Source organism: Zoogloea sp. GW822-FHT05C07, from assembly GCF_058800215.1.
Genome location: NZ_CM179510.1, coordinates 4,520,736 through 4,535,384, shown reverse-complemented (window position 1 = coordinate 4,535,384; position 14,649 = coordinate 4,520,736). Strand labels below are relative to the sequence as shown.

The window sequence follows — 14,649 nt, the reverse complement described above, 5'->3', positions numbered from 1 at the left end:
TGATCATCGTGAAACGACCGGATAGGGTTTGGGACGAGGGAAGTTCAGGCCGTAGTCGAGCTGGTTCAGCAGTGCTGCGTTATCCTCTATCGAGGTCAGCATTTTCTTGTTCAAGTATCCCTTGCCTGCGCCGGTCGCCGGAATTGGCAACTCCCCTTGCGCATGCCCTGTAATGCAGAACAGTGACAACGGCGGCTTCTGACCGGCCCCGCAGGTCAGCAGCGTGTGCCGGAACGCATGCATACCGACCAAGTTCTGATGAGGGGTCTCGTCACGCAGCTGTGTGTCCCTGAGCAGTTGCCGAAACCACTTCTCGGCCTCACCACATGCCCGCCCCTTGCTGGGCGACCAGCTTGGAAACAGTAGCTTGTGGCCGGCGCTCTTGACCCTCGCAACGTAGTCTAGGAAGCCAAGCTCGATCAGCTTCTGATGCAAGGGCACTTTGCGTGCATCTTCCGTTTTAACCGATTTGACAATGCGCGGATCAGCCTCCGATTTCTCGGTTATCTCGAAAAACCAAACGCCGGGCGCTTTCGGATCGTCGTTACGGATATCGCACTGCGGATTCAACTGGCAGATCTCGTTAACGCGTGCGCCGGTGAACAAGCCGACAAGAGGAAGCCAGAAACAATGCGCACTGGTTGGGTCAGCAGCAAACGCCTTCATCTCCTTCCCCTCGAAAAGCCGCTTCAGTTCGTGCCGCTCAAAGGGGCGCTGTTTGTTCTCGCCTTCCTCTCGGTCGCCGATATACTCGATACCTTCAGTTGTCAGGCCCAACGGGAATCCCTGATCCTGCCAGTCACGTTTGGCAGCCTTCAGGAACGGCCGGATCGATCCAATGTACGTTTCGTGAAATGTTTTGGGCGCGATGGTTTCGTCGAACTGCTGCAACCGAACAAGCTCCATTGGCGCCACTTGACGCCGCTCACATAGATCCCTCCACTTGGGGGGCAACAGACAAATCAGTTCAAAGAACCCGTTGATGTCCGCTTGCCTCAAGTTTCTGATGGGCTTGTCACCCACAACGGTCTTGAGGAGCTTGAGCACAGTATTGTGCTTTTTAAGCATCTCACTCTTTGCGGCCGGGTACTTCTCGAGGAACTGGTCGACAACAAAGCTCAACGTCACGTCTGACTCGGAACTAGGAAGAACCGGAGTTACTTGCGACACCTCTGGCTGAACCTCAGGTTTTTGTGCAAGCGTAGGCTGAAGTTCCCGCCCCTCCGCGGCCTGACCTTGCAGGACTGGACCAACGACAGCAGATCCCATGCCAACTACACGCGTTAACACGTCGTTGGCCGCTTGAAGCTTGGCAGTCTCTAGCTTCGCCTCGAAGGACGCACCCGCCGCCTGCAGTTCCCGCCTGTACAACTCTTGCATTCGCAGGAACCGCTCTTCACTCTGAAGACATGCTTGTTCGGCGACTCGCCACTTGTCTTCAAGTAGTTGGTTGTTCTCGCTGAGGCGGAAATTCTGACCGTGCAGCCGGTCCAGTTCGTCGCTGAGGGCGTCCTCCCTCTCGTCACGACGGATCTTCTCCTTGATCTCGCGACTGATCGCGGTCAACTTCGCTATGTCCATGCAGCTTCGGGCTTCGTAAAACAGATGCTTGATCCGGGAGGCGTACTCTAACGCGGCCGGAGCTGCTTTACGCCGATCTTGGGTCCGTAAGGTCCGGATTACCTCGCGAATTCCAAAAATGGCCCGAAGATCTGAGGGAACCGCCACACGTACGAAGAAAGTGTCGCCGCGACGGTAGAGGTAGGGAGATTGACCCGGCATTGCCGCTTCCGCAGGTGGGGCTGTTTTGTAGCAACCCTTTGTAGCTAGCTTCGCTAGACACCCACGAAAACAAAAAAGCCCTTGAAAATCAAGGGCTTTTCTGAGTTTCTTGGCGGAGAGTGAGGGATTCGAACCCTCGATGCAAGTTTTAGCTCGCATGCTCCCTTAGCAGGGGAGTGCCTTCGACCTCTCGGCCAACTCTCCCGTCAAGAGCTGCGCATTGTAGACATGCAGCAGCTCTTTGTCAAATCAAGATTGCGCTTGATCGAGGCCAAAAGCGCGGTGCAGCACGCGGACAGCCAGTTCAAGGTACTTTTCGTCGATGACAACGGAGATCTTGATCTCGGACGTGGAGATCATCTGGAGGTTGATGCCCTCCTCGGCCAGCGTGCGGAACATGCGCGACGCGACGCCCGGGTGGGAGCGCATGCCGACGCCGACGATTGACACCTTGGCCATCGTGCGGTCGCCCTTGATCTCGCGGGCGCCGATATGGCCCTGGACCTGCTCGAGGATCTTGTTGGTCTTGTCAAAATCGCCGCGGCTGACGGTGAAGGAGAAATCCGTGGTGCCGTCATGGCCGACATTCTGGATGATCATGTCCACATCGACATTGGCATCCGCCACCGGGCCGAGGATCTGGTAGGCGATGCCCGGCTTGTCCGGCACGCCCTGCACGGTGATCTTGGCTTCGTCGCGATTGAAAGCAATGCCGGAGATGATCGGCTGTTCCATGTTCTTGTCTTCCTCAACGGTAATCAGGGTGCCCTCACCTTCCTCCTGGAAGCTGGAGAGAACACGAAGCTTCACTTTGTACTTGCCGGCAAATTCCACGGAGCGGATCTGCAGCACCTTGGAACCCAGGCTGGCCATTTCCAGCATCTCTTCGAAGGTGATGGTGTCCAGCTTGCGGGCTTCCGGCACGACGCGCGGGTCGGTGGTGTACACGCCATCCACGTCGGTGTAGATCTGGCATTCGTCAGCCTGGATGGCTGCGGCCAGCGCAACGCCGGTGGTGTCGGAACCGCCACGGCCGAGCGTGGTGATGTTGCCGTCTTCGTCCACACCCTGGAAACCCGCCACGACCACGACTGCACCAGCATCCAGATCGCGGCGGATGTTGTCGCCGTCGATGTCGAGGATGCGTGCCTTGGTGTGGGAGTCGTCGGTCAGGATGCGCACCTGGCCGCCGGTGTAGCTGCGTGCCTTGATGCCCAGCTCTTCGAGCGCCATGCACAGCAGGCCGATGGTGACCTGCTCGCCGGTGGAGATCACTACGTCGAGCTCGCGGGGGCTCGGATTCGTGCTGACTTCCTTGGCCAGTGCAATCAGGCGATTGGTCTCGCCGCTCATCGCGGACAGGACGATCACCAGCTGGTGTCCCTGGGCTTGGAACTTCGCGACCCGCTTGGCCACGTTCTTGATCCGCTCGGGGTTGCCGACGGAAGTGCCGCCATATTTCTGAACTATGAGCGCCATCTTGACTTCTAAGAAGATGAGGATATGGGAAACCCGTGATCTTAACGGATATCGCCGCGACGTGCAGCCCCACCGATTTTTCCGTAACGATGTGTGCCACGTCACGAAAAACTGCTGTGGAAAACCCTAGTCCATGCAAATATGGCGTTGTATGTGTTGCGAGTAGTGATCTATACTTTCCGACATATAACGAAAGTTATATCAGACAGCAGCTAGTCTGTTGTAAAGACTGACAGAGTGAACAACCCCTTGAGGATGGCAAAAATGAAGACCACTGAGAAAGTTGATGTGCGCGAAATCCGCCGGAAGCTCGGCCTGAACCAGTCCCAGTTCTGGTCCAAAATCGGCGTTACCCAAAGCGGTGGCTCCCGCTACGAAAGCGGCCGCAACATTCCGCGCCCTGTGCAAGCCCTGCTCCGCCTGGTTCATATCGAACAAGTGGACATCAGCAAGATCAAGAAGGATGACGTCGAAGTCGTGGAATACCTGAAGTCCACCAACCCTGAACTGTTCAAGACGCTGAAGAAGGAAGCCCGCGCCAAGAAGAAAGAGCGCGTCGCCCACTGAGCAGGTACGAGCCTCAAGGGCTGACTGTCACGGCCAGCCCTTTCTGCCTCAGCCTGTCGGCGATCGACTCGAGTTCGTCGGCACTGAGCTGTTGAAGGTGAATTGCCTCAGGCTGAAAGGACTGACGGGCAAGGCCATATAGCAGCACTCCCCTCAGGGAGGCCAAGCCCGCCTGCTCCAGCGCCTCGACATAGCTGCCTACAAATTCCGCGGACGGCACCTCGCCATCCCAGCGGACTATGCAGGTCTGCACCCACGTCGGGCATAGCGACGCACACAGCGCCAGCCGCCGTACATGCGACTCGGGTCGAATGCTGACGCCGTTGATACGCGCAATATCGGCCTGCGTCCCCGCATCCAGCTTGAACCACACCTCCCCGCCCGCTTCGGCGAGCAGGCGCAGCCCTGCCTGCACATCGGGCTTGTCCACCTGACTGCCATTGGTGATCAGGCGTATCGGTACGTGCGCCAACCCGGCTTCGTTTCGGATGCGTACGACCTGCCTGACGATATTCGAGAAGGTCGTACAGCTCGTCGGCTCCCCGTTGCCCGAGAACGCGATGTCGCGAATCACGCGTGCATCCTCCGGCACGTGCTCGGCCATGAACTGGCCGTGGACCAACTCCTGCAGAAAGCCCGTCAGCTCACGCGCCAGCAGCGCCTCGTCGATCTTGGGCGCCGCACCGCGCACCAGGCCGGGAACCTGGCAGTAGGCACAATGCCAGTTGCAGGCATTGTTCGGGTTCAGGTTGATCCCCACCGACACGCCCCGCGCCCGCCTGGACACAACCGGGTAAACATAGGTCATGTCGATGTAACTGCGGTTGTGATCCGTCACGGTCAGCATCTGCTGCCTGGTGTTCATGGCACTATCCGGCTTCAAAAACGAGGCGCGTATAATACGGGACCTTTTTTGTTTACCCGGTGCTCCCCATGCGTATCACGCGCCGCCTGGAATTCGACGCGGGCCACCGCATCCCCGACCACGCCAGCCAATGCCGTCACCTGCACGGCCATCGCTACGGACTGGAGATCACCCTCTCCGGCGACATCATCCAGGCTGCCGGCGCCCCGGTTAACGGCATGGTGATGGACTTTGCCGACGTGAAGGCCATCGCCAAGCAACATGTGGTGGATGTGTGGGATCACGCCTTCCTGGCCTATCGCCACGACACCGCGGTGGTGGACTTCCTGCAGAGCATGCCCGGCCACAAGACCGTCATTCTCGACGTGGTGCCGACCGCCGAGAACCTGGCCGCCGAGGCCTTCCGCATCCTTGATCCCCTCTACCGGGACAGCTACGGCAACCACCTGCGCCTTGAGCGCGTGCGTCTGTTCGAAACACCCAACTGCTGGGCCGACGCACTGCGCTCCGAGTAAGACCAGGCAAGGCGGCGCCAGACAGCGTCGCCTTTGCCAATTCCGGCTTAGACGATCCGCACCGCCAGGCTGCCGACGCCTTCCACGCCCGCCTCGATGAGGTCGCCGGCCACGACGGGCCCCACGCCATCCGGCGTCCCCGTAAAGATGAGATCGCCCGGCTCCAGCCGGAAGTAAGTTGACAGGTTGGCAATGATCTCCGCCATCGACCAGATCATGTCCGACACGTCGCCCCTCTGACGGGACTCGCCGTTCACGTTCAGCCACACCTCGCCCTTGCCCGGATGTCCCACAACGGACGCCGGCACCAGCGGGGAAATGGGCGCTGCCTGGTCGAAAGCCTTGCCGAGTTCCCACGGACGCCCCTTGTCGCGCAGCGCAAACTGCAAGTCGCGACGCGTCATGTCGAGCCCGGCCCCGTAACCCCACACGTGGGACAAGGCTTCGTCCACGGGAATATCCGCCCCGCCCTTGCCGATCGCCACGACGAGTTCGATCTCATGATGGAGATTGGCCGTCGCCCGCGGATAAGGCAGCTCGAGCGTTGCGCCCTGGCCCACCGGCACCACCGCATCAGCCGGCTTGCAGAAGAAGAACGGCGGTTCCCGCGTCGGGTCCGAGCCCATTTCACGGGCATGGGCGGCGTAGTTGCGCCCGACGCAATACACCCGGCGCACCGGGAAAGACGCATCCTTGCCGACCACCGGCACCACCACCACTGGCGGCGGAACAATTACGAAATCCATCCAGTCAATCCTTTCCATGTGTTCATGTTGTCCGCATCGGATCACGATGCTGGACCGTATTCGGGGGCGCGGTAACCGGTTACCACCCGCAGCCCGTGCTCCATCGCCACACTTCCTGCACCCTACCCACCACCGAGGAGACTGGCATGCCCAAGAAAATCCTGATGATCTGCGGCGACTTCTGTGAAGACTACGAAACCATGGTGCCGTTCCAGGCCCTGCTCGCCGTCGGCCACACCGTGCACGCCGTATGCCCCGACAAGAAGGCCGGTGACACCATCGCCACCGCCATTCACGACTTCGAGGGCGACCAGACCTACACCGAGAAGCGGGGCCACAATTTTGCCCTGAACGCGACCTTTGCCGACATCCGCGCCGAAGATTACGACGCGCTGGTGGTGCCTGGCGGGCGCGGGCCGGAATACCTGCGCATGTATCCGGCGGTCGTCGAAGCGGTCCGCCACTTCTTCACCGCCAACAAGCCGGTTGCCGCCATCTGCCACGGCGCCCAGCTGCTGGCCGGCGCCCGCGTGCTCGAAGGACGGACCTGTTCCGCCTACCCGGCCTGCCGTGCCGAAGTGGAACTGGCTGGTGGCACCTATGCCGACATCCCGGTGGACCAGGCCGTCACCGACGGCAACCTGGTCTCGGCCCCGGCCTGGCCGGCCCATCCGGCCTGGATCGCCCAGTTCCTGACGGTACTCGGCACGCGGATCAGCCACTGAGCCAACACCCCCTTCGGCGCGACGCCCCCACCCGGCCTAGAATGGCCTGGCGGGGGTGTTCCCGTTAACGGAGTCATCGCAGCATGTGCCAGATCTTCATCAACGCCGACCCCGACCTGTACGCCGGCCGCAGCCGCTCGATCCGCCTGCGCGGCGTAGCCACCAGCCTGCGCCTGGAAAACCTGTTCTGGAACGTGCTGGAAGAAATCGGCGAGCGGGACGGCCTCAGCATCCCGCAGCTGGTGGGCAAGCTGTACGACGAACTCATCTCAAGCGGCCGGCTCGACGAGCACGCGAACTTTAGTTCCTTCCTCCGTGTCTCCTGCATGCGCTACCTGCAGCTCCAGCTTTCCGGACGCATCCCCGCCGACACGGGCATACCGATCCGCAACCTGGACGCCAGCTGGGTGCTATCCGACGAACGACGCCCTAACGCCTGAAAGAACCGTGCGATGATCGACCTCCATTACTGGACCACGCCCAACGGCCACAAAATCACCCTTTTCCTGGAAGAATCCGGCCTGCCCTACCGCATCCTGCCGATCAACATCGGCAAGGGCGAGCAATTTCAGCCGGACTTCCTGCGCATCGCCCCCAACAACCGCATTCCCGCCATCGTCGACACTACGCCGGCGGATGGCGGCGAACCGATCTCCATCTTCGAGTCCGGCGCCATCCTGCTGTATCTGGCCGAAAAGACCGGCCAGTTCCTGTCCTCCGACGCGCGCACCCGCATCACCACGCTGCAGTGGCTGTTCTGGCAGATGGGCGGCCTCGGACCGATGGCCGGGCAGAACCACCACTTCGTGCAGTACGCGCCGCAGCCGATTCCCTACGCCATCGAACGCTACGTCAAGGAAACCGCCCGCCTCTACGCCGTCCTCGACAAGCAGCTGCACGGCCGCGACTTCATCGCCGGCACCAACTATTCGATCGCCGACATGGCCTGCTATCCGTGGATCGTGCCCCACGAACGCCAGGGCCAAAAACTGGAAGATTTCCCCAATGTGCAGCGCTGGTTCGAGGCCATCCAGCAGCGCCCGGCCACCGTCCGCGCCTATGCGCTCGCCGAAGGCATCAACAAGACGCCGACGGTGGACGACGAATCGAGAAAGATTCTTTTTGGCCAAGATGCTAGAACTGTAAACAAAGCGTGATGGGGCGACGGCACGGCCGGGTGCGCTTCCGGTAAAATCGCGGTTTCCTCTGAAGCCGCTTCTTTTTTCCGGGCCCAAGACCGCTTCACCCATCACCCGGCCCGCGTCCCGCTCCCATGACAGCTTCCATCGAACGCTTCGACCAGCTCGATCTCCAGGCCCCGATTCTCGAGGCCCTGGCCGAGATCGGCTACGAAACCCCCTCCCCCATCCAGGCGGCTTGTATCCCGCACCTGCTCGCCGGCCACGACATCCTCGGCGAAGCCCAGACCGGCACCGGCAAGACGGCCGCCTTCGCGCTGCCCGCCCTCGACCGCGTCGACATCAGCAAGCGCAGCCCGCAGGTCTTGGTGCTCGCCCCCACCCGCGAACTGGCCATCCAGGTGGCCGAAGCCTTCCAGCGCTACGCCAGCAAGATGCCGGGCTTCCATGTGCTGCCGATCTACGGCGGCCAGAGCATGGTCGTCCAGCTCCGTCAGCTGCAGCGCGGCGCCCACGTGGTGGTCGGCACCCCCGGCCGCGTGATGGACCACATCGAGCGCAAGAGCCTCAACCTAGACGGCCTGACCACGCTGATCCTCGACGAAGCCGACGAAATGCTGCGCATGGGCTTCATCGACGACGTGGAGTGGATCCTCGAGCACACGCCCGCCGACCGCCAGACCGCCCTGTTCTCGGCCACCATGCCGGACGCCATCCGCCGGGTTGCGCACCGCTACCTGCGCGAGCCGAAGGAAGTGAAGATCAAGGCGGCCACCGCCACCGTGTCCACGATCCGCCAACGCTTCCTGCAGATCGCCGGCGCCCACAAGCTCGACGCGCTGACCCGCATCCTCGAAGTCGAAGACGACTTCGACGCCGCCATCGTCTTCGTCCGCACCAAGACCGCCACCGTCGAGCTGGCCGAAAAGCTGGAAGCCCGCGGCTACGCCGCCGCCTGCCTCAATGGCGACATGACCCAGCAGCTGCGCGAGCGGGTCATCGAGCAGCTCAAGAACGAAACCCTCGACATCGTCGTCGCCACCGACGTGGCCGCCCGCGGCATCGACGTACCGCGCGTCAGCCACGTCATCAACTACGACATTCCCTACGACACCGAAGCCTACGTGCACCGCATCGGCCGTACCGGCCGTGCCGGCCGCGCCGGCAACGCGATCCTCTTCGTCGCCCCGCGGGAGAACCACCTGCTGCGCCAGATCGAGCGCGCCACCCGCCAGCCGATCGAGCTGCTCAAGCTGCCGAGCCGCGAAGCAGTCGCCGACAAGCGCGTCGCCGCCTTCCGGCAACAGGTTTCCGAAGTGCTGGAATCCGAGGACCTGAACTTCTTCCTCGATGTGATCGCCGGCATGGAAGAGAAGCACGACGCCAGCGTCCACGAGATCGCCGCCGCGCTGGCCTTCCTGGCCCAGAAGGATCGCCCGCTGCAGATGCCTGACACCGGTCGGCCCGACATCGCCCAGCTCGCCGCTGGCAAGCCCGAGCCCCGTGCACCGCGCGACGCCCGCGAGCCGCGCGAGAACCGCGGCCAGATCCTCGAGCGCCGTCGCGACTTCGCCGAAGGCCGGCTGGCCCGTTACCGCATCGACGTGGGCCGCGAGCACATGGCCTCGCCGAAGGACATCGTCGGCGCCATCGCCAACGAGGCCGGCATCGAGAGCCGCTTCATCGGCCAGATCAATCTCTTCGAGGACTACAGCACGGTCGAACTGCCGGCTGATCTTCCCAACGAGGTGGTCCAGATCCTGCGCCGCGCGCGGGTCCGTCAGCAGCCGCTAAACCTCCGCCTGGCCAGCCCCGAGGAAGCCAGCCGCGAACGTGGTCGCCCGGGTCCCGGCGGCCCCGGCGGCCGTGGCGCACCGCCGAAGAAGCCCTTCCGCAAGGAAGGCTTCAACCGTGACGGCGGCGGCTTCAATCGCGAAGGTGGTGGCTTCAACCGCGATGGCGGCGCTGGCTTCAAGGCGCGCAAGCCGAAGCCCTGATCCTTCCGGGTTTCATTCGAGCCCGAGGCCGTCGACAATCTCCCTGAGCGCCGCGAAGCAGCGCTCGTCGATGGCCCGGCCGACCTCGTCGGCCATGATCTCCAGCGTCTTGGCAACCGGAACAGCGCCCCGGTAAGGGCGCTTGGCGGTGATCGCATCGAAGATGTCCGCCGTGGTGATGATGCGTGTCTCGATGGAAATCTGCGCGGCGTCCAGGCCGCGCGGATAACCCATGCCATCCAGGCGCTCGTGGTGGGCGCCGGCAACCCGCGCCAGTTCTTCAAAAGCACCGATGCGGGACAGGATTTCTTCCGTGTAGGCGGCGTGGCGCTGCACCGCGACCCACTCTTCCGCATCGAGCTTGCCGGGCTTGTCGAGAATCGCGTTGCTGACGCCCAGTTTACCCATGTCGTGCAGCAGGGCTGCCCGCCGCAACCAGCGACGGCGGCCGGGCTCGACACCCAGCGCTTCGGCGAGCCGGTCGGTGTACAACGCCACCCGGCTGCTGTGGCCCGCAGTGTAAGGGCTCTTCGAATCGACCACCTGGCCGAAGGCCTCGGCGATCTCGTCCAGGTAGCCCTCGTCGAGCGCCACCGCGTACTGCCCCGGCTCCAGCGCGAACACCGCCTGCGCCAGATCGGGCGAGGCCAGACGCTCCCAGAAATCCGCCTGTTCCGCGCAGCGCCTGAAGGCGTCGACCACGGCCGGGTCAAACCAGCTCCCGGCACGGTCCGCCACCTCCCAGCAGGCCGCATCCACACCGTCCGACACATTGAAGACGTCCACGACCTGGGCCAGCAGCGCGATGCGCGAGAACAGCGGGATGTCCTCCCCACGCAGGTGGCCCGGCCGCCCGCCGCCATCCCAGTGCTCGTCCAGGCCATGGATGCCCTCGGCCACTGCTTCGCTGAAACGTAGTTGCCGTGCGATGTCGGCACCCCGCGTGCAGCGGGTCTGGATCAGATCCTGGGCGATGTCGTCGCCGTTCTGGAAAATATGCGCGAGCGCCTTGATCCGCGCCGTCAGCCCCGCCCCGAGACCGGTATGGCCGATGACGAACTTCAGCACCTTGGGCAGGCGGCCATCCACCGTCTTGAAATCGCGCTTGAAGGACAGGTCGTCCGTCATGTACAGCTCACAAATGCGCGCGGCATTGCTGCTGCAGCCGAGGTCCTTGAGCAGCAACGTGTAATACAGCTCCCACAGGGCATCCTCCGGCAGCCCGAGCTCCCGCCCAACATGCATGCCGATCCAGCAACAGCGCACGCAGTGGCCTTCCGGCTGCCCTTCCGTGATGTCAAGGGCATGGCTGAGGGCCCCGATCAGCTCCGCGAGGGTCAGTTGCGCAAGGGGCATATCGACTCCCAGAACGTTCCATTCAGTGTCGATTTAACGGCCCGGGCGCAGCGGAATGAAGCACCATCTTCCGTTGCATCCGCCCCACACTCTTACAAACCGCCCTTCGTGAAGGCTGGAGGCGTCTGTTAAAATGTAAAATTACCGTAATTCATTGGTAACAATTCCACATGTTCGGACGCCTGCTGCCCCAAGAGGGGCGCTTTTTTGAACTCTTCAACAGCCACGCGGAACAGATCGTCCGTGGCGGCGAAGCCCTTGTCGCGCTGATGCAGGATCTGGATGGCGCGGAACAACACATCGCCAACATTGAGGCGATCGAGCAAGCCGCAGACAAGGTCACCCACGAAACCATCGCGCAGCTCCACAAAAGCTTCATCACGCCGCTCGACCGCGACGAGATTCATGGCCTCATCAACGCCATGGACGACATTCTCGACACCGTCCAGGACGTTGCCGAGTGCACCACGCTATACCACATCCAGCGCATCACCCCGGAAGCCCTGCAACTGGCCAACGTCAGCCTGTCCTGTTGCACGCGGGTCAAGATCGTCGTCGGCCTGATCGCCAACATGGACAACGCCAGCGCGATCCTGCAGACCTGCCAGGAAATCGACCGCCTCGAAACGGACGCCGACCGCATCATGCGCAGCGCCATGTCCAAGCTCTTCCGCGATGAACGCGACGCACTGCAGGTCATGAAGCTCAAGGCCATCTACGAGCAACTCGAATCCATCACCGATCGCTGCGAGGACGTCGCCAAGATCGTCGAAGGCATCGTGCTCGAAAACGCCTGAGCGCCCTCATGGAACACGTACAGATCGGCCTGTGGGTCATTGCCGGGCTCGTGGTCGTCGCCCTGCTTTTCGACTTCATGAATGGCTTTCACGACGCCGCGAACGCCATCGCCACCGTCGTTTCCACCGGCGTGCTCAAGCCCCATCAGGCCGTGGCCTGGGCCGCCACTTTCAACTTCATCGCCTTGTTCGTCTTCCAGCTGAAGGTGGCCAGCACCGTCGGCAAGGGCATCATCGAGCCCTCGGCGGTGGACCACTACCTGATCTTCGGGGCCCTCGTTGGCGCCATCGCCTGGAACATCGTCACCTGGTATTACGGCATTCCGTCGAGCTCCTCCCACGCCCTCATCGGCGGCATCGTCGGCGCCGCGATTGCCAAGGCCGGCAACACCGGCACGCTGATCGGCGCAGGCATCTGGAAGACGGTCGCCTTCATCATCCTCTCGCCGCTGTTCGGTTACGTGCTCGGCTCGCTGATCCTCGTCATCGTTGCATGGGTGTGCCGCAACAAGACCCAGCGCCGGGTGGACAAATGGTTCCGGCGGCTGCAACTCTTGTCGGCAGGCCTGTACAGCCTCGGACACGGCGGTAACGATGCCCAGAAGACGGTCGGCATCATCTGGATGCTGCTGATCGCCGCCGGCGTGACCGCCCAGGGCGATCCAGTACCGATGTGGGTCGTCGTGCTGTGCTACATGGCCATCGGCCTCGGCACCCTGTTCGGCGGCTGGCGCATCGTCAAGACCATGGGGCAGCGCATCACTAAGCTGAAGCCAGTGGGTGGTTTCTGTGCCGAAACGGGCGGCGCGATCACCCTGTTCATCGCCACCGCGCTGGGTGTGCCGGTCTCCACGACCCACACCATCACCGGCGCCATCGTCGGGGTTGGCTCGGTGCGCCGCACCGCAGCCGTGCGTTGGGGGATTGCCGGCAGCATCGTGTGGGCCTGGATCCTGACCATTCCCTGCTCGGCGATCATTGCCGCCGGCGGCTACTGGCTCGGTCGCGGTCTGCTCTAAGCAGCACAACTTGACGTCCGCGAGGAGAAGTCCGATCCTCGCGGCCTCAATCCGCTTGGCCCCGCCCAGTTCATGCCCGCTCCCACCCTGAAGCAGCAAAAGACCTTTGCCTTCGTCCGCATCGTCGGCGGCTTCGCCGCTGCTGCCGTGCTCGGCTACTCCTTCATCACCAATGTACTGGCCGGCCAGCCCGCCGAAGGCCCGGTACTGCTGACCGGCGTCATGGCCCTGCTGGGCCTCGGCTACGCGGCCTACTACACCCGCAGCCTGGGGCGCATCGCCGAGGCAGAAAAACAGCGCGATCAATCGTGATCCGCTCGCCAGCCCCGCTGGGAGGGCTGCTGGCCAGCCTCGCCCTGCTCGCCGGCTGCGCCACCGGCAACGCCCCCGTCGAATCCCGCCCCTCACCCCGGCTTCCTCCCCCGGTAGAGCCCACGCTACCCGCACGCCCCTTGCCGGCACCGGACATCCCCCGCCCAATCCCGCAAGCCGTGCCGGCAACACCACCCGCCGCACCGCCGATCGCGCCGAAGCCGCCCCAGGCCACCGCCCCGGTCGCCTACCTGGGCGAACGTGAAGGGCGCGCGCTGGTGGCGCGATTCATTCCGCCTGGCGCCAAGGATCGCGACGGCTGGGCCGCCGACATCTTCACGGCCTTCTCGACGCTGCGCATTCCCCCGACGGCGGACAACATCTGCGCTGCCATCGCTGTCATCGAACAGGAGTCCAGCTTCCAGGCCGACCCCGCGGTGCCCGGCCTGTCGCAGATCGTGTGGAAGGAGATCGACAGCCGGCGTGAACGTGTGCATCTGCCCAAGCTGCTGGTGGACACCGCCTTCCTGAAAACCTCGCCGGACGGCCGCAGCTACAAGGCACGAGTCGACGCGCTGCGCACGGAGAAGCAGATGAATGCCCTCTTCGAGGACATGATCTCCGAACTGCCCAACGGCAAGTCCCTGCTCGGCGGCTACAATCCGGTGCGCACCGGCGGCCCGATGCAGGTCAGCGTCGCCTTCGCCGAAGAGCAGATCAGGGAAAAGCCCTACCCCTATCCGCGACAAGGCAGCGTGCGCTCCGAGGTGTTCACGCGCCGGGGCGGCGTCTATTTCGGCATCGCGATCCTGCTCGACTACCCGGCGCCTTACAGCAAGATCCTGTACCGCTTCGCGGACTTCAACGCGGGGCGCTACAGCAGCCGCAACGTCGCCTTCCAGAACGCCGTGGTGCGCCTGAGCGGGCAGCAGATGGCGCTGGACGGCGACCTGCTGCGCTATGTGGACGGCGCCCCGTCACCGGAGCCGAGCACCACGTTGACGGCCCTGCTGTCCATTGCCGGGCGCCTCGGCATATCCCGCGCGGACATTGCGCGCGACCTGCGCCTCGAGAAGACCTGGCAGTTCGCGCAGACCGCGCTCTACACCCGGGTCTTCGCCCTTGCCGAAGCCTCGGGCGCCCGCCTGCCGCGGGAGATGCTGCCGCAGATCGATCTCAAGAGCCCGAAGATCCAGCGCAAGCTCACAACCGCCTGGTTTGCCGAACGCGTGGACGGCCGCCACCGCACCTGCCTGGGGCGCGATCCGTCGGCACTGCCCTGAGCAAACATCGCGCGAACCTTCCTTGATCCGGGCCCATACGGAAAAGTACGGACCGGCTTTACAATCG

General features: G+C 63.2%; 15 protein-coding genes, 1 tRNA gene and 1 pseudogene. 10 read left to right on the top strand and 7 right to left on the bottom strand.

Annotated elements, in window-relative coordinates; all coding sequences use genetic code 11:
- Positions 1-3: 3 nt before the first annotated feature.
- From AC3QL2_RS20970 to AC3QL2_RS20955, 4 genes and pseudogenes are all read right to left on the bottom strand, one after another.
- The gene (locus AC3QL2_RS20970) at positions 4-1,581 is read right to left on the bottom strand and encodes a site-specific integrase (protein ID WP_493233153.1); all 1,578 of its coding nucleotides are present in this window, start codon (positions 1,579-1,581) and stop codon (positions 4-6) included.
- A gap of 66 nt (positions 1,582-1,647) precedes the next feature.
- A pseudogene (locus AC3QL2_RS20965) lies at positions 1,648-1,782 on the bottom strand (DUF6538 domain-containing protein); the annotation flags it as partial.
- 110 nt (positions 1,783-1,892) lie between these two features.
- Positions 1,893-1,986: transfer RNA gene (locus tag AC3QL2_RS20960), tRNA-Ser, on the bottom strand.
- 45 nt (positions 1,987-2,031) lie between these two features.
- Positions 2,032-3,261, bottom strand: coding sequence for an aspartate kinase (locus AC3QL2_RS20955; RefSeq protein WP_493232766.1), 1,230 nt, complete (start codon positions 3,259-3,261; stop codon positions 2,032-2,034).
- A gap of 264 nt (positions 3,262-3,525) precedes the next feature.
- Between AC3QL2_RS20955 and AC3QL2_RS20950 the strand changes: the two genes are divergently transcribed.
- Complete coding sequence (locus AC3QL2_RS20950; protein WP_481114636.1) at positions 3,526-3,828, top strand: helix-turn-helix domain-containing protein; 303 nt, start codon at positions 3,526-3,528, stop codon at positions 3,826-3,828.
- 13 nt (positions 3,829-3,841) lie between these two features.
- On the opposite strand, the gene AC3QL2_RS20945 is transcribed toward AC3QL2_RS20950, so the two are convergent.
- Complete coding sequence (locus AC3QL2_RS20945; protein ID WP_493232767.1) at positions 3,842-4,693, bottom strand: radical SAM protein; 852 nt, start codon at positions 4,691-4,693, stop codon at positions 3,842-3,844.
- 68 nt (positions 4,694-4,761) lie between these two features.
- Between AC3QL2_RS20945 and queD the strand changes: the two genes are divergently transcribed.
- Positions 4,762-5,208: a 6-carboxytetrahydropterin synthase QueD gene (queD, locus tag AC3QL2_RS20940; protein WP_493232768.1), complete on the top strand. Its 447-nt coding sequence runs from the start codon at positions 4,762-4,764 to the stop codon at positions 5,206-5,208.
- Between the two features lie 47 nt (positions 5,209-5,255).
- On the opposite strand, the gene AC3QL2_RS20935 is transcribed toward queD, so the two are convergent.
- Positions 5,256-5,954, bottom strand: a complete 699-nt coding sequence (locus AC3QL2_RS20935; RefSeq protein WP_493232769.1) for a fumarylacetoacetate hydrolase family protein — start codon at positions 5,952-5,954, stop codon at positions 5,256-5,258.
- 146 nt (positions 5,955-6,100) lie between these two features.
- Here AC3QL2_RS20935 and AC3QL2_RS20930 point away from each other — a divergent pair, with 146 nt between their 5' ends.
- From AC3QL2_RS20930 to AC3QL2_RS20915, 4 genes are all read left to right on the top strand, one after another.
- On the top strand, positions 6,101-6,679 hold the full coding sequence (locus AC3QL2_RS20930) for a DJ-1/PfpI family protein (RefSeq protein ID WP_374483422.1): 579 nt from the start codon (positions 6,101-6,103) through the stop codon (positions 6,677-6,679).
- Positions 6,680-6,762: 83 nt separating this feature from the next.
- Positions 6,763-7,119, top strand: a complete 357-nt coding sequence (locus AC3QL2_RS20925) for a ribbon-helix-helix domain-containing protein (RefSeq protein ID WP_493232770.1) — start codon at positions 6,763-6,765, stop codon at positions 7,117-7,119.
- Positions 7,120-7,131: 12 nt separating this feature from the next.
- Positions 7,132-7,836, top strand: coding sequence for a glutathione binding-like protein (locus AC3QL2_RS20920; protein WP_493232771.1), 705 nt, complete (start codon positions 7,132-7,134; stop codon positions 7,834-7,836).
- A 116-nt stretch (positions 7,837-7,952) separates the two neighbouring features.
- Positions 7,953-9,815, top strand: coding sequence for a DEAD/DEAH box helicase (locus tag AC3QL2_RS20915; RefSeq protein ID WP_493232773.1), 1,863 nt, complete (start codon positions 7,953-7,955; stop codon positions 9,813-9,815).
- A gap of 12 nt (positions 9,816-9,827) precedes the next feature.
- On the opposite strand, the gene AC3QL2_RS20910 is transcribed toward AC3QL2_RS20915, so the two are convergent.
- Positions 9,828-11,171, bottom strand: a complete 1,344-nt coding sequence (locus AC3QL2_RS20910) for an HD-GYP domain-containing protein (protein WP_493232774.1) — start codon at positions 11,169-11,171, stop codon at positions 9,828-9,830.
- Positions 11,172-11,341: 170 nt separating this feature from the next.
- Here AC3QL2_RS20910 and AC3QL2_RS20905 point away from each other — a divergent pair, with 170 nt between their 5' ends.
- From AC3QL2_RS20905 to AC3QL2_RS20890, 4 genes are all read left to right on the top strand, one after another.
- Positions 11,342-11,968 carry a DUF47 domain-containing protein gene (locus AC3QL2_RS20905; protein WP_493232775.1) on the top strand — a complete coding sequence of 209 codons (627 nt, stop codon included), beginning with the start codon at positions 11,342-11,344 and terminating at the stop codon, positions 11,966-11,968.
- A gap of 8 nt (positions 11,969-11,976) precedes the next feature.
- Positions 11,977-12,987, top strand: coding sequence for an inorganic phosphate transporter (locus tag AC3QL2_RS20900; RefSeq protein WP_481114643.1), 1,011 nt, complete (start codon positions 11,977-11,979; stop codon positions 12,985-12,987).
- Between the two features lie 72 nt (positions 12,988-13,059).
- Positions 13,060-13,299 carry a hypothetical protein gene (locus tag AC3QL2_RS20895; protein WP_493232776.1) on the top strand — a complete coding sequence of 80 codons (240 nt, stop codon included), beginning with the start codon at positions 13,060-13,062 and terminating at the stop codon, positions 13,297-13,299.
- Positions 13,296-14,582, top strand: coding sequence for a DUF1615 domain-containing protein (locus tag AC3QL2_RS20890; RefSeq protein ID WP_493232777.1), 1,287 nt, complete (start codon positions 13,296-13,298; stop codon positions 14,580-14,582). The genes AC3QL2_RS20895 and AC3QL2_RS20890 overlap by 4 nt, the downstream gene beginning before the upstream one ends.
- Positions 14,583-14,649: the final 67 nt, after the last annotated feature.

Coding starts and splice junctions, on each gene's coding strand:
- AC3QL2_RS20970 (WP_493233153.1), bottom strand. CDS start 1,581: ATGGACATAGCGAAGTTGACCGCGATCAGTCGCGAGATCAAGGAGAAG.
- AC3QL2_RS20955 (WP_493232766.1), bottom strand. CDS start 3,261: ATGGCGCTCATAGTTCAGAAATATGGCGGCACTTCCGTCGGCAACCCC.
- AC3QL2_RS20950 (WP_481114636.1), top strand. CDS start 3,526: ATGAAGACCACTGAGAAAGTTGATGTGCGCGAAATCCGCCGGAAGCTC.
- AC3QL2_RS20945 (WP_493232767.1), bottom strand. CDS start 4,693: ATGAACACCAGGCAGCAGATGCTGACCGTGACGGATCACAACCGCAGT.
- queD (WP_493232768.1), top strand. CDS start 4,762: ATGCGTATCACGCGCCGCCTGGAATTCGACGCGGGCCACCGCATCCCC.
- AC3QL2_RS20935 (WP_493232769.1), bottom strand. CDS start 5,954: ATGGATTTCGTAATTGTTCCGCCGCCAGTGGTGGTGGTGCCGGTGGTC.
- AC3QL2_RS20930 (WP_374483422.1), top strand. CDS start 6,101: ATGCCCAAGAAAATCCTGATGATCTGCGGCGACTTCTGTGAAGACTAC.
- AC3QL2_RS20925 (WP_493232770.1), top strand. CDS start 6,763: ATGTGCCAGATCTTCATCAACGCCGACCCCGACCTGTACGCCGGCCGC.
- AC3QL2_RS20920 (WP_493232771.1), top strand. CDS start 7,132: ATGATCGACCTCCATTACTGGACCACGCCCAACGGCCACAAAATCACC.
- AC3QL2_RS20915 (WP_493232773.1), top strand. CDS start 7,953: ATGACAGCTTCCATCGAACGCTTCGACCAGCTCGATCTCCAGGCCCCG.
- AC3QL2_RS20910 (WP_493232774.1), bottom strand. CDS start 11,171: ATGCCCCTTGCGCAACTGACCCTCGCGGAGCTGATCGGGGCCCTCAGC.
- AC3QL2_RS20905 (WP_493232775.1), top strand. CDS start 11,342: ATGTTCGGACGCCTGCTGCCCCAAGAGGGGCGCTTTTTTGAACTCTTC.
- AC3QL2_RS20900 (WP_481114643.1), top strand. CDS start 11,977: ATGGAACACGTACAGATCGGCCTGTGGGTCATTGCCGGGCTCGTGGTC.
- AC3QL2_RS20895 (WP_493232776.1), top strand. CDS start 13,060: ATGCCCGCTCCCACCCTGAAGCAGCAAAAGACCTTTGCCTTCGTCCGC.